This window comes from Proteus sp. G3927 (genome assembly GCF_963894685.1).
GTDB lineage: Bacteria > Pseudomonadota > Gammaproteobacteria > Enterobacterales > Enterobacteriaceae > Proteus > Proteus mirabilis.
This window is the reverse complement of the sequence record NZ_CAWQGX010000027.1, coordinates 153250-167686: the sequence shown is the minus strand read 5'-3', so window position 1 is coordinate 167686 and position 14437 is coordinate 153250. Positions and strand designations below refer to the sequence as shown.

At 36.9% G+C, this 14437-nt stretch carries 13 protein-coding genes; 5 read left to right on the top strand and 8 right to left on the bottom strand.

Annotation, left to right across the window (positions count from 1 at the left end):
• Positions 1 to 88 precede the first annotated feature (88 nt).
• The 5 genes from AACV00_RS10255 to AACV00_RS10235 all read right to left on the bottom strand — a co-directional run bounded on the left by AACV00_RS10255 (position 89) and on the right by AACV00_RS10235 (position 6837).
• The gene (locus AACV00_RS10255; protein WP_004243611.1) at positions 89 to 865 is read right to left on the bottom strand and encodes a dimethyl sulfoxide reductase anchor subunit family protein; all 777 of its coding nucleotides are present in this window, start codon (positions 863 to 865) and stop codon (positions 89 to 91) included.
• Positions 866 to 868: 3 nt separating this feature from the next.
• Entirely contained in the window at positions 869 to 1486 is a 618-nt protein-coding gene (locus AACV00_RS10250; protein ID WP_004243609.1) for a DMSO/selenate family reductase complex B subunit, read from the bottom strand.
• Between the two features lie 11 nt (positions 1487 to 1497).
• Entirely contained in the window at positions 1498 to 3936 is a 2439-nt protein-coding gene (locus AACV00_RS10245; protein ID WP_161680435.1) for a DMSO/selenate family reductase complex A subunit, read from the bottom strand.
• Between the two features lie 353 nt (positions 3937 to 4289).
• Positions 4290 to 5546 (bottom strand): mechanosensitive ion channel family protein, encoded by a 1257-nt coding sequence (locus AACV00_RS10240; RefSeq protein WP_004250735.1) that lies wholly within the window; start codon positions 5544 to 5546, stop codon positions 4290 to 4292.
• Between the two features lie 712 nt (positions 5547 to 6258).
• The gene (locus tag AACV00_RS10235) at positions 6259 to 6837 is read right to left on the bottom strand and encodes an HdeD family acid-resistance protein (RefSeq protein WP_004243604.1); all 579 of its coding nucleotides are present in this window, start codon (positions 6835 to 6837) and stop codon (positions 6259 to 6261) included.
• A gap of 186 nt (positions 6838 to 7023) precedes the next feature.
• On the opposite strand from AACV00_RS10235, the gene AACV00_RS10230 reads away from it, so the two are divergent.
• On the top strand, positions 7024 to 7881 hold the full coding sequence (locus AACV00_RS10230; RefSeq protein WP_036971140.1) for a D-amino-acid transaminase: 858 nt from the start codon (positions 7024 to 7026) through the stop codon (positions 7879 to 7881).
• A 62-nt stretch (positions 7882 to 7943) separates the two neighbouring features.
• Here AACV00_RS10230 and AACV00_RS10225 read toward each other — a convergent pair whose 3' ends face one another.
• A complete protein-coding gene (locus tag AACV00_RS10225) occupies positions 7944 to 8504 on the bottom strand; it encodes a helix-turn-helix domain-containing protein (protein ID WP_004250737.1) in 561 nt (186 codons plus the stop codon).
• 85 nt (positions 8505 to 8589) lie between these two features.
• Between AACV00_RS10225 and AACV00_RS10220 the strand changes: the two genes are divergently transcribed.
• Positions 8590 to 9252 carry an AzlC family ABC transporter permease gene (locus tag AACV00_RS10220; RefSeq protein ID WP_012368078.1) on the top strand — a complete coding sequence of 221 codons (663 nt, stop codon included), beginning with the start codon at positions 8590 to 8592 and terminating at the stop codon, positions 9250 to 9252.
• A complete protein-coding gene (locus AACV00_RS10215; protein ID WP_004250741.1) occupies positions 9249 to 9578 on the top strand; it encodes an AzlD domain-containing protein in 330 nt (109 codons plus the stop codon). Before AACV00_RS10220 ends, AACV00_RS10215 begins: the two co-directional genes overlap by 4 nt.
• Before the next feature lie 57 nt (positions 9579 to 9635).
• Here the strand turns inward: AACV00_RS10215 and AACV00_RS10210 are convergent, their stop codons facing one another.
• The gene (locus AACV00_RS10210; RefSeq protein ID WP_020945901.1) at positions 9636 to 11039 is read right to left on the bottom strand and encodes an ATP-binding protein; all 1404 of its coding nucleotides are present in this window, start codon (positions 11037 to 11039) and stop codon (positions 9636 to 9638) included.
• Positions 11040 to 11705, bottom strand: coding sequence for a response regulator (locus tag AACV00_RS10205; RefSeq protein WP_020945900.1), 666 nt, complete (start codon positions 11703 to 11705; stop codon positions 11040 to 11042).
• 982 nt (positions 11706 to 12687) lie between these two features.
• Here AACV00_RS10205 and AACV00_RS10200 point away from each other — a divergent pair.
• Positions 12688 to 12954, top strand: a complete 267-nt coding sequence (locus AACV00_RS10200; RefSeq protein ID WP_012368076.1) for a DUF2798 domain-containing protein — start codon at positions 12688 to 12690, stop codon at positions 12952 to 12954.
• A 268-nt stretch (positions 12955 to 13222) separates the two neighbouring features.
• Complete coding sequence (locus AACV00_RS10195; protein WP_012368075.1) at positions 13223 to 14314, top strand: NADH:flavin oxidoreductase/NADH oxidase; 1092 nt, start codon at positions 13223 to 13225, stop codon at positions 14312 to 14314.
• Positions 14315 to 14437 lie beyond the last annotated feature (123 nt).

Here is a 14437-nt window from a genome sequence, read left to right as displayed (position 1 = left end):
ATGCATTTTGTTTTTCGTTTCTTGCCGATGACTATGCTTATGATGATAAATCAATAATGATAAAGCGTCATCGCACAGAAAACCAATATTACATGGTTATATGCCATAAGTTATAAAAGGCAATGCGACCGGATAATTCAGCAATTACGACCGCTGCGGCACAAGTTGCTAAGGTCACTTTTGAGGTTTGCGCTTTTAATGCGCTAAACCCGACAACCACAATACCTAATGCTAATACTGCTAATTGGAAACCCCAAAACAGTGATTGCTCAGCACTCAATTCTGGGCCATTAAAGCTTAGGAAACTGACATAACCGGAGCGTGCGGCAAAGGTAATTATGGCACCGATAATAAAGGACAATGCCCCTAAACGTCTTGCACCACTGACCATTGCAAGTACTCCACCGCCAATTAATAGCGTCATCCAAAACTGTAACGTGGTGTAATCTGTGTTCCAGTTAGCAATTGTTGGAATATGGTAAACTTGCGGAATTGACCAAACAAAAGCTAAACCAAAAATAACGGTAAATAGATTACAAATTTCACGTAATCCCCGCCATTTTTTCATAATAGTGAGTGCCACTGTTGCAAAAGCAAAACCAGTAAATACACCACTTAGAAAAGCTTCGTTACTCATTGGAGAACGGCCTACGCCTAATAACATATTGAAAAAGCGTAGTGGCTGACCTACGTGTAATCCACCAATACCTAAGCCCACAAGCATTAATATCAGAGCAAGAATATTGGCATTACGCAGTTGTTGTTCATCAATTTGACCTAACTTTTTACTGATATAAGCGATCAGAAACAGACCTGCTGCGCTAGAGCCTAAAACAGTAAAAAAGACAAGAGGAAGTTCATGCATGGTTTATACCTCCGCCGCATTTTGAACTGAGCCGGTTTTATCACCAGAAGGTTTTGCATCTTTATGTGCTTTTATCACGATATTTGGGTTAGTTAAGCTTGGATCTGGCATTGGTGCGATACCACACTCTGTACCATGTTTCGCTCTGATCACTTCAATATCATCAAAATCCAGTGCACGTTGTGGACAAGATTCAACACAGACCGGTTTCATACCTTGGGCGACACGCTCATAGCAACCATCACATTTTGACATCAATTTTTTCTTTTCATCAAACTGTGGTGCGCCATAAGGGCAACGTAATTCACAATAACGGCATCCAACACAAACATCTTGATTAACAACCACTAAACCGTCTTCTTCACGTTTATGCATCGCGCCAGTAGGGCAACCTGCCACGCAAGTAGGGTTAGAGCAGTGGTTACAAGAAATTGATAAATAATAACTATAAATATTTTGTGTCCAGATACCGTCTTGTTTTGCCCAGCTACCACCGCCATATTCATAAACACGACGGAATTTAGGGCCTAAATCTAAATCTTTTTCGTCCTTGCAACTGACTTGACAGGTTTTACAGCCAGTGCATTTAGTGGAGTCAAAATAAAAACCATATTGCTTCATGAGTTAACTCCTTATGCACGTTTCACTTCAACAAGGTTAGTATGTTGTGGATTTCCTTTAGCAAACGGCGATGGGTGCCAGCTTGTTAATGTATTAATACATCCACCGGTATCTACACCTGTTGTATCAAGTGAACGCCATGCACCTTGTGGTACTGCAATCACACCAGGTAATACACGATCTGTCACTTTGACACGAATATGCAAGCGACCACGTTCGTTATAAATCTCAGCAATATCGCCAGATTTTAATCCACGCTGTGCCGCATCAACGGGGTTTAACCAAAATTGATGAGGAATAGCTTCACGTAACATTGCGACGTTAAAATAGGTAGAGTGGACGTGACCTTTATCGTGGAAGCCCGTCATTTGCAGTGGGAACTTCTCTTTTAAGGTAACGTTTTCAACACCTTCTTTATTTTTACAATATTCTGGAATTGCAGGAATACGATCACCTTCTGGTAAGATCCAACCTTCAGTGTCTTGCATTAATTTCTCAGAATAGATTTCAATTTTACCTGATGCTGTTTTTAGTGGGTTGGCGATAGGATCTTGGCGAAATGCTTCTAATGCCACATAAGCGCTACGAGGAGGAAGTTTTCTATCCACAATCCCCATATCGTTAGTTTCAGCAAAAGAAGGAAGCGCTGGGTTATTTTCTTTTACTTGGTTATAGCAATACTCAATCCACTCTTGGTAGGTTCTACCTTCAGTAAATTTCTCTTTAACACCTAATTTTTCAGCGATATCTGCCAATACATCATAGTTAGGACGATTTTCCCATAACGGCTCAATGGCATTTTGTAAACGCACCATATAATGATACGCACCACTTGCATAAGAGTTATTGATAAGATCGTTAGTTTCCACAGTAGTGACATCAGGCAGTAAAATATCGGCATATTTTGCTGATGGTGTCATGTGGTTATCCCACACTAAAATAAATTCACATTTTGATTCATCTTGCAGTAATTCATGTGTTTTATTGAGATCAGCATGCTGGTTACCAATCACATTACTGGAGTAACACCACATAAATTTAATGCCCGTATCCAGCTTATCTTTATTTCTGACACCGGCATTTTTACTGGTTAACTCTTCACCACGAGCAACCGCTTCAGACCACATAAATGTTGGGATCTGGGTTTTTACTGGATTTGGTATGGCAAAACTTGCGACAGGGTATTCAATGCTACCGCCCCAACATCCGGTATTAGTACCAGGACGACCAATATGACCAGACATTAATGGCAACATCATAATTGCACGGCAAGCTTGTTCACCATTACTGGTACGCTGAATACCCCAGCCTTGGGAGATCCACGCCGCTCTGGCATTACCAATTTCACGTGCTAATTGAATAATACGTGCAACGGAAATTCCGGTTAATTGACTTGCCCACTCAGGGGTTTTAGCAATTCCATCAGGACCATTACCGAGAATATAGTCTTTGTAAGAGCCATTTTCAGGTGCTGAGGCTGGCAGAGTTTGTTTATCCCAACCGATGCAATATTCACGTAAAAATGCCTCATCAGTGATACCCTCTTGGATCATCACATAACCTAACGCAGCCACTAATGCAGCATCAGTACCCGGATAGATAGGGATCCACTCTGCACCTAATGTTGTGACACTATCAGTACGACGCGGGTCGATAATAATTACTTTACTTTTACTCTTATCTAACGCATTCAGTGTTTCATAGAACTGACCACCGCCAGACATACGAGTTTCAGCAAGATTATGACCAAACATCACAACCAAATCTGAGTTTTCGATTTCTGTTAACAGAGATTCCAGCATATCACCATACACATAAGGGACGATGCCGGTTAATTGTGAATAAGAGTAAGTACCGTAGTCACTTAAGAAGCCACCGACTGTACTTAATAGACGTTTACAGGCTGTTCTACCATGTAAATTCGCCCCGGTAGATCCAGTACCATATTGGTAATAAATAGCCTCATTACCATAGGTATCGATAGTATATTTTAGCTTATCAGCGATAATCGAAGTCGCTTCATCCCAAGAGATACGCTCGAATTTACCTTCACCACGTTTACCGACACGTTTCATGGGGTATTTTAAACGGTCTGGATTATAAGTTTTCCAACGAACGGAACGTCCACGTAAGCAAGGACGGATCTGATGAAGACCAAAGGTTGAGTCATCAAACATGGTTTCATTGGAAATACGGCGGATCACGCCATCTTTAACATGAACTTTTAATGGGCAACGACTACCACAGTTCACTAAGCATGCACTGTATTTGATGGTTTCAGACGTCTCATCAGGACGAATACCCTGGGGTGTTTGAGCATTAGCAGAGAAAGGTAATGATACCGTTCCAGCTACAGCAGCAGCGCCAGAAAGAACAGCTGCAGACTGAATGAAGCCACGCCGGCTCATTTCAGTGATAGAAACATTATTTTTAATTTTTGACATTGACATTACCCTAACATTTTTCACAACAAATAAAGTTGTATATCTATGTTAAGTTATTACACCTATACCTATAATGATTTATATCAATATAAAAAATGTTAATAAGGTTATCTAAAAAAATAATTATTAAACAATTGGTTACATTTTGCGGTTAATACCACTTTAGTGGTAAATAAAATATCAAATATATAGGTGGAAACAGTGATTCGATATATAAAAAATAACATATCGATTTTAAAAAAATAGGCTAAAACAAGATTGTTAATATGATAACAAAGTCGATAATTATAAATATTTGTTAATTTATTTAATAGAAAAAAGGGAGAATTAATCTCCCTTTTAAATAATGAACGCTAGGGCTATGGTGTGTCGATATTGGTAGGGAATTTTAATGCTCTAACATCGCTACCTGTTGGTGATTGGTGTATTCGTAAACCAAACTGAGGAAGAATAGCGAATATATGATCAAAAATATCTGACTGAATAGCTTCATACTCTACCCACACGGTTGTATTGGTAAAGGCATAAATTTCGATAGGTAGCCCTTCAGAGGTTGGAGCAAGCTGTCTTACCATAATGGTCATCTGTTTATGGATCTTCGGATGATTTTTTAGATAAGCTTCCACGTAAGCGCGAAATGTACCGACATTCGTCATACCACGTTGATTAAGTGGCATTTGATGCTCATGACAAAGGCTAGCGTTATAGCTGGAGATTTCACCTACTTTGCTTTTTATATAAGGTTCAAGAAGCTGTGCCTTTTCTAATTTATCAATATTCTCTTGATCTAAAAAGTAAATACTATTGATATCAAGAGATAAACTGCGCTTAATTCGACGCCCACCTGATTGTGTCATCGCTTGCCAGTTTTTAAACGAATCAGAAATTAAAGAATAAGTAGGAATGGTCGTAACGGTATTATCCCAATTACGTACTTTTACTGTGGTGAGGCTAATATCCACTACGGCACCATCAGCACCATATTTAGGCATTTCTAACCAATCACCCAAGCTAATCATATTATTGGCGGAGAGTTGAATACCGGCAACAAGTCCCATAATTGGATCTTTAAATACCAACATCAACACCGCAGTCATGGCACCTAAACCACTTAATAAAATAAGCGGTGATTTACCGATCAGTAATGAAACAATCATGATACCAATCAGCACGCTGGCGACTAATTTTAAACTTTGGAAAATACCTCTAAGGGGTAATCGGCCAAAAGAAGGGGAATTTCTCATGATCTGCAAACAGAGATCCATAATTGAGAAAATCATCAATAAACCGAAAAGTAAACACCATGCTTGAGCTGTAGTGGTTAATATCTCCTGTGTCTTACCGGGTCCCATCCATAATAAGGCTTGGATATTAATGACTACACCTTGGATAAGAAAGGCAAATCGACTGAATAACTTATTAATTTCAAAAGAGAGTTGCCACTTTTGATCGTATTTACTGATAGCTTTTGAAAGCTTAGGGAGCACAAGTTTGTGCAAAATAAAGTGGAGAACAAGAGCAACAACAAAAATGATCAATAAAACAAGTAACAGAGAAGTGATTTGAGCGTACTCTTCATTAAACTGACGTATCCATGTAAGCAGTTGCTGCTGCATAAACTATCCTCATCATAAAAGGTGATTTAATACTAGGGTACAAGAAGAGGGATTTTAGTTCAAACAAGTGAAATTTTTGTTACTAAAGATGCGCGAAGAGTAAGATAAGAAAAAATCAAAGAGATAGAAAATAAAAGCCAGATAGTGCCTCTTGCGATATAGAGTGCATTTTCTGGCTTTATGCACTAGTTATTCTTTTTAATACAAAGAATTACAATAAACGAGTTGAAGATAATTTAACAACAACTTGGTGCAGATGAGTAATAAAAGAAGTCATTGATTTCATATTAAGTATCCTATTAATAAAATGTGATTCTCGTCACAAATATTTTCTGATACTGATTCTAATCACATTTTCATAACAGTCAATAGCTTTATACAAAAATATTTTAAATTTTAAATTATTTTTTATATTGAAAGCATTTTTTGTTGGTAACCATAGCTTAAGAACGTTTGAATTTATATCTATCTTATTGTTTTAAAATTATTTTTCTGCTTATAGCGCTTAGTTGACTTTTTCTATTGCGCCTTTCGCGATATTGTCTTTTTAAACTAACTATTGCAGTAGAGAAATGAGGAAGTAAAAGGAAGGGCATTTGACAAGTAGTCTCGGTTGGCTTTGTCGAATTGGGATAAAATATATACACCGCTACTTTTAGAGCCACATTAAGTGGCTCTAACATTCAACTACAGCTTATAAACTAAGACGCAATTAACGAGTCATCCGCTTGATTGCACTGGCTATTGATAGAATAGTTATAGAACTTAAAATAAGTTGTATGCCAATCAATGCCATCACCAGTGTTATAGAAGTTTCAGGGCCAAAAGCTAGTAAGAAATAGGCTAAAACAAGATCTAAAAAGCCCACTAAAATATTAAACCAGCCATAAAAGCTATCTTTAATTTGCTTAAAGCCGAGTACTAAGCGGAGTATTCCTGCAAAGATAAATAAATAACCGATAATAAATGCAAGGCTTAACATGCCATTTAAAGGATCGGTAATAAAAATATAACCTAAAAATAGATAGATAAAACCAGCAAGTAAAGTAATTAACATCGACCAACCAGAAGAGATCCGGCTATTAAAGGCCGCCATTATGCTGGTTATTGCACAAGCAAAAAACACCACACCGAGGAAAACACTGACCACGACCCCTGAAGAAAAAGGGTTAATAATACAGATAATACCCGCAAGTAATCCCAGCATGGCAATGATACTCATTAAAGTACACTGCTTTTTAACGAGTTTCTCTGTTAGCTGAGATAAATTATTTTTATTAATGTCTAACATAACAACCTCTTAATTTGTAATCCTTATCGCAAATTATAGCAATTTTTAGCTATATAACAGGAATTCTTTAAAGAAAAAGGCCATTAAAGATTTGTATTAGAAAGTCAGTAGCATTTGAAATAGTAATGTGAAAGAGTAGTGTGGTGAAAAGTTATCAAGGTTAATACAATTTATCACGGAGGTAAAATGTCTGAGATTGTGTATTTAAATAACCAATTTGTACCTAAAGAACAAGCTAATATCTCTGTTTTTGATCGAGGTTTCTTATTTGCTGATGCCGTTTATGAAGTTACCGCCGTTATTAACGGACAATTAATTGATTTTGAAGGGCATTTTCAACGTTTACAGCGCTCGTGCAAAGCATTATCAATGCCTTTTTCATTAACCAAAGAGCAATTAAAAGAGATCCACGAGCAATTGATAGATAAGAACCATCTGCATGAAGGACTTATCTATTTACAAGTCACTCGTGGCGCCGATTCATCACGTTTTTTTGATTTCCCGTCTTCATCAGTCGCTCCTACATTGGTGCTATTTGTTCAACACTCAACGGTGGTAAATCATCCTAATGCAAGCAAAGGAATTTCTGTCGTAAGTGTTGAGGATATTCGTTGGCAACGCTGTGATATTAAAACGGTGGCATTACTTGCTGCATGTTTAGCTAAACATCATGCGCATCAGCAAGGTGCTGATGATGCTATTTTTATCAAAGAGGGTTATATCACCGAAGGAAGTTCAAGCAATTTCTTTATTGTTAATCAGCAAGATGAAATTATCACTCGCCCATTAAGCCAAGATATTTTACCGGGGATCACGCGACAAGCGATTATTCAGTTAGCCAAAGAGCAAAAACTCACCATCATTGAGCGTTTATTTACACTCGAAGAAGCGAAACAAGCCAAAGAGGCTTTTATTAGTTCAGCGACGACCTTAATTTGGCCGGTGATCTCCATTGATAATGAAAAAATAAATCAAGGTAAGGTAGGGGCGTTATCACAACGCTTAAGAGAGATTTATCTTGAGAAAGCCGGTGTTAAACCATAGTAAATTTTTATCGCACTGATTTTGACTTTATCCGAAAAATCAGTGCGATAATACCATTGTCACTAATTGTGATGTTCAATGATCATGACAGCGGTAGTATCTGGCTCTAATGCACGTAGCACATGAGTAACGTCACCAGGGTAACAAATATAGTCACCGGGAGATAACTCTTGTTGATTATCTAAAGTACCGACAATGGCACGACCGCTAATTATAAGAATATGTTCTGTGACATTTTTACTATGAGGATCTGACACTCTATCTTTACCCGGTTGAGCAATAACCGTATAAATATCGCGCTTCGCGCCATTGGGGCAAGATGACAATAAAAAGGCATGGTAATAGGCCTTTTCTGCACTAATTTTAAATCCATCACCTTTGCGGATCACTTTAACTTCTGGTTTAGGTGAGGAAATCAGTTGTGAAAACGGAATATTGAGTGCGACGCAAATAGCCCATAAAGTTTCGATACTTGGATTACCTTGTCCCGCTTCTAATTGGGATAACGTTGACTTTGCGATCCCCGCTCGCCTTGCGATTTCTGCAAGTGAAAGACCTGCTTTTTTTCTTTCTCTAGCAATGGATTGAGAAATAATTTCAATGGGTGCCGAAGGTGATGACATCATAGTTTCCTTCAAAAATCAGCTTGCAAAAAAATACATCGTTCAACATAATGAACAAATCGTTCAATAAATAATACGTTTTTTTATGCATATTAACAGTCGTCTAGATAATAACGTACTTAGAGATATTCTGCTTGTTTCATTAGCGGATGGGATCGTTGGAATATCTTATGGTGCTTTAGCACATACTCAAGGTTTCGATTTTTGGGTACCCCTTTCGTTATCGATTTTTGTTTTGGCTGGGGCTTCTGAATTTCTATTTATCGGAGTGGTTGCGATGGGAGGAAGCGCCATCTATGCGGCACTCGCTGGCTTAATGGTCAATGCAAGGCACATCCCTTTTAGTATGGCGGTGAAAGAGTTACCCGGAAAAGGGATTAAATCACTATTAGGCTTTCATGTATTAAATGATGAAAGTGTGGTTTTTGGGTTATCTCAATCGACTGCTGAGCAAAATAGATTAGCATTTTGGGCTTGTGGATTAGGCATTTTACTGATGTGGCCGTTAGGTACTATGCTAGGTGTTTATTTAGGCTCTTTTATTGTTGATATAAAAATGCTTGGTTTAGATGCGATGTTCCCAGCGATTATTTTGGCATTAAGTTTACCGGCATTGAAAAATAAATTAACACGAAAAGCCGCTATTATTGGTAGTGTGATTGCCTTAGCAACGACACTGTTTCTCCCTGCGGGAATACCGGTTTTATTATCCTTGTTAGGCGTTTTATTTGTGGTGAGAAAAATATGATCTCAACAACTTCACTTATCGCAGGTATCGCTATTTTAGCCGTAGGAACTTATGCCATGCGCATCTCCGGTATCTTATTAAATAATAAAACGGGGATGTCTGAGCGGGTCAAAGAAATGTTTTCACTTTCAGCAATCGTGATCTTATTTTCGGTTGCAATGACATCTACTTTTTTTGATGGTGACCAACTCGCTGATATTGCCAAGATTATTGGTGTGGGTGTTGCAGGCGTTTTAACCTGGAAAAAGAAACCTTTTATTTTGGTGGTATTAAGTGCTGCTATTATTACCGCGATGCTACGTTGGATAGCCACTTTGTGGGGATAAGCATAACTAATAGTTTTAACTAAAATTATAGGAGGCAAAGGCCTCCTATAATTATATTTACTCATTATCTAGTGGTTTAATTTTTAACGGTAAGGTAATAATAAAACCAATACCTTTATTGTGTAGCCCTTCAGTAATGGAAATGGTTGCTTGAATTTTTTCAGCGAGATTTTGTGCAATAGATAAGCCTAAACCACTGCCCGTCCCTTGTGATCCCGGAACACGATAAAAACGGGAAAATAGTGAGCTAATATACTCTGGTGCAATTCCTGGTCCATTATCACGCAGAATAATATTGAGATGATGGTTATCTTTATGTTCAATAGTCACTTCGACTTGACTATTATTGGGGCAATATTTGATTGCATTATCCAATAAGTTATTAAAAATAGACAGTAGTGCTTGTTTATCTGTTTCTATTTTAAGTGACATACCTTCATTTAAAGATAGCTCAATATTTTTTGTTAAGGCATAGGGCACGCGCTGAGCAATAGCATTACCAATAATATTATAAACATCAAAGGATTCTATTTTTATAGGGAAATCGTCACACTCTAATCTTGCTAAATCAATAAGCTGGTGGGAAAGTGCGGCGGCTCTATCCAGAGATTGTTTCATATCTTCAATAATTTCTTCTCGCTCCTGCTTTTCATCGACTAAAGAGAGAATGTGCAATTGGGCAATCACTGCTGCAATCGGGGTTCTTAGCTCATGAGCCGCATCAGCCATAAATTGTTTTTCTCTAATATTAGCCGCATCTATTCTTGCCATTAATTGGTTAAGCTCTTTAAAGATAGGGCGGATCTCTTTAAATTGTTGTCCGACATTAATTGGCGTTAAATTACGAGGTTTTCGATTAGAAATCAGCTCTGCGGCTTGTCTTAAAGGGCGCAAACTAAAATAAGCAGTAATTAAGATAGCCAAGATCACCGTTGCTAAAATAAATAGGAAGGGCACAAAAGTACCGGAAATAGGGTTACCAATGACATGTCCTCTATCTTCGACGGATTCACCAATAAAAACTTTAATTTTATGTTGTTTTCCCCAACTATAAGATAAATACCATTTCTCCCCAGCCACAGAGATTTTTTCAGAGGCAAGCGACAGTACCCGTTTAGGCAGAGAAAGTTCCGGTCTATTGGTATAAATCAGATCATTATCTTTATTTAAGACAATAAACCAAGGTAAATAGTGTAAATCATCATCCTCACCATTAAGCATGGTATCGATATACATGTTTTGTAAATGGTGAGCTATCTGTTTTACTGTCTCGGGTTGAGAGGAAACCGTTTCGAGTGTATTGGCAAATCCTTCAGCAATAATTTCTTGTTGCTTATTGTAGATAGTTTCAAAGTCAGCAAGATAATCAAATTCTATCCAAGCTAACCAAACGCCCCATAGCATCACGATAGATATCGTTTGTAGAAAGATAGTATAAATAAAGAAAGAGCGGATCTTCATTTAGTTCACTTCTTTTTTTAAGAGATAACCGATACCGCGAACCGTAATAATACGCTCTTTGCCTATTTTACGGCGTAAGTTGTGCATATGAACTTCAAGTGAGTTACTTTCAATTTTGTCATCTAAGCCAAATAAGCGTTGTTCTAAATCAGATTTACGTACTACATTATCTGTATTGCGCATCAGCTCATATAATAGCTGGTACTCTTTACCTGATAATAACAATAGTTCACCATTTAAAGTGACTTGATGATTCGAGGGATTAAGCTGTAAATCACCGATAGACCAAATCTGTGAAGAGAAACCGGCCATACGGCGACTTACGGCTTTTACACGAGAAATTAATTCAGGCATAGCAAAAGGTTTTGGTAAGAAATCGTCAGCACCTGAATCTAATGTTTGTACTAGGTTATCTATTTGAGTACGAGCCGTCAAAATAATAATGGGTATTTTTTCACCACTTTTTCTTAGTGCGATAAGTTCATCTTGACCATCACCATCAGGAAGACCTAGATCAAGCAACATTAAATCAAAGGCTTTTTGGTTTAATTGAACACGTGCATCCGTAAGCAATCTTACCCAGCAGGGCTGAAAACCGGCAATTTCTAGACCACGACAGAGCGCCTTTCCCAATTGCAGATCGTCTTCAACTAATAAAATATTCATAATAACACCTATAAAAATATGCTTTAAGAAAGTATAAAAGGCAAATAAAGTTTGAGCAATATAATAAAAGATAAAGCTAAGTGTGATTAATCAACTCTTAATATTAGATAATATATTATTAAATATGTATTTTTACTGAAAGTAAGGTGTTTAAGTAATAAAATAATCACTTTCTACATGAATCTTTTGTAGAGGTGATAAATAAATACTTGCTTTTATGATGATGATGACATTTATTGCTGAACTGTATTGTTTTAAATTTCAATATAACCAAAGAGTTAACTCATAGAAAGTAATGCGTTAACGTAAATTGATAATATTAATTCTATTAATAATAGAAAATAAAGGTATTAATTATAAATAAACAGATAATAAATATTTTGCATAAAAATGGATAATATAGAAAATATAATTTTATCATATTGAATATGAGATAAGAGGCGATCTTTTCTTACTATTAGATAAAAAACAATATAGTAAGATAAGCATGTTGTATCAGAGTTAATTAATTTATTTACCCTATACATTTCAATATTCTAAATAAAATTATGCAATTTAATTGGAATAAACACTGTTATTAAAAGGAATTAATATGCAATTAGATGATCACTTTTAATATTAATTAAATCGTTCTGTGTCAGAAATGCTCCCCTCCTCAGGGAGCATTTCACCGATAAAATGTATTGGGTAAAAATTAACTCAAAATATGAGTAATAATGTTATACCCTTGGTGTAGTTCTGTTGAAAGATAAAGATTCACTTAAGTTATTCATGAATTCTATTGTTTTTATCAAATGATAATGATAATAGTTTACTTGACAAAAATACTTTCATTTATATACTAGCATCGGTCTAGTCTACAAGACTCGTAAGCGTTTACGTTAATCAACGCATATAACTTAATTTTTTTACCTTTATGGGTATTCGCCTGTTGTATTGGCGGTTATATGCCGTAGTACACGTTTTTATTGGGGTCTTTTCTATGTTTTTTCAAGATAAAAATAATATTTTGGGTATACCTAAATTGCCACCAAGAGCCATGATTTTTCTGGTTCCGTTTTTCCTATCTTTTGTGATGTGTGGCATTGTTTCTTTTATTAGTACAGCAAAAACAATGGGCTTAAATAGCCTTATGTTTGCACCTTGGTTCTCTTCATGGGGGGTATCTTGGATGATTGCGTTTCCAACCGTTTTATTCGTTTTACCCTTTGCAAGAAAGCTATCACTCTTATTAGTAAAACCACATTAATATTTCATATCCTATAATGCGTTATAACCTAATATGGCATCTAATACCGCTATTTTATTAGATGTTGTATTAGGATCAGCCATTGAAGTCTTTTTTTCTTAGTACTCTGTGAGATAGGTTATCGCGTTATGTCATTTAATGCGTTAGCCTTATTAAGTTATAGTGATGGTTCATTTAAAACCAGATAGAGGGCAAATAATTATTTTTAATCGTAACCATAAGATAAAAATGATTTTTGTCTCATTGCTTATATAGCAGGAGGCTTTGCATGAGTTTGTTATTTACGCCTAATAAATTAGGACCTCATCAATTAGACAACCGTATTATTGTTGCACCAATGTGCCAATATTCTGCGCAAGATGGAATACCCACATCTTGGCATACAATGCACTATGGGCAATTAGCATTATCAGGTGCCGCTTTAGTGATTATAGAAGCGACGGCGGTAGAGCCTCGAGGTAGAATTAGCTATAAAGATCTCGGATTATGGTCTGAGGAACATGGTCGCGCATTAAAACAGCTTATTAGCGATATAAAACAGCATACTAATGCTAAAATAGGTATACAGTTGGCTCATGCGGGGCGAAAAGCATCAACATCGTTGCCATGGGAAGGTGGAAAATCATTGGCTCCTGATGATGAGAATGGCTGGCAAAAAGTAGCACCTTCTAGTATTGCTTTTGGTCAATATCATCAGCCTCAAGCATTAACAATTGATGAGATTGAAAAGATAAAAAACGCATTTGTTGAAGCAGCTAAAAGAGCTGAGTCAGCAGGCATTGATGTTATTGAGATACATGGTGCTCATGGTTATTTACTGCATGAATTCTTATCACCATTATCAAACCATCGCACCGATCAGTATGGCGGTGATTTTAATAATCGTAGTCGCTTGTTAATTGATGTTTTTACTGCAGTCAAAAAAGCAGTCTCTGACAAAATGTGTGTGGGAGTAAGAATATCGGCGACTGATTGGGTTGAGGGAGGATGGGATCTGGAAAGTTCTATCGCATTAACTCAACATCTTGAAGATCTCGGTTGCCACTATATTCATGTTTCTTCCGGTGGCTTATCAGACAAACAAGCCATCAAGCTAGGACCTAATTATCAGGTTCCTTTTGCTCAAGCCATCTATAATGAAACACAATTACCCGTGATTGCGGTTGGGTTAATTACAGAGCCAGAGCAAGCAGAAGCTATTTTACTGACTGAACAAGCTGATTTTATCGCATTAGGCAGAGGAATACTTTATGATCCTCGTTGGCCTTGGCATGCGGCTGAAAAGTTAAAGCAGACCATTAAAGTCGCTCCGCAATATTTGCGTTGTGCGCCACATGGTAGTAAAGATTTTTTTAAATAGCATAGTTGATAGCTAGAAGATAATGTATTTTTAAAACCACAGAGTTGCTGGAAAAATAGTTAACAAGTTGCAACTTTGTGGTTTTTCTATGTCACATTATTATAGATATTCATAATAATGGTG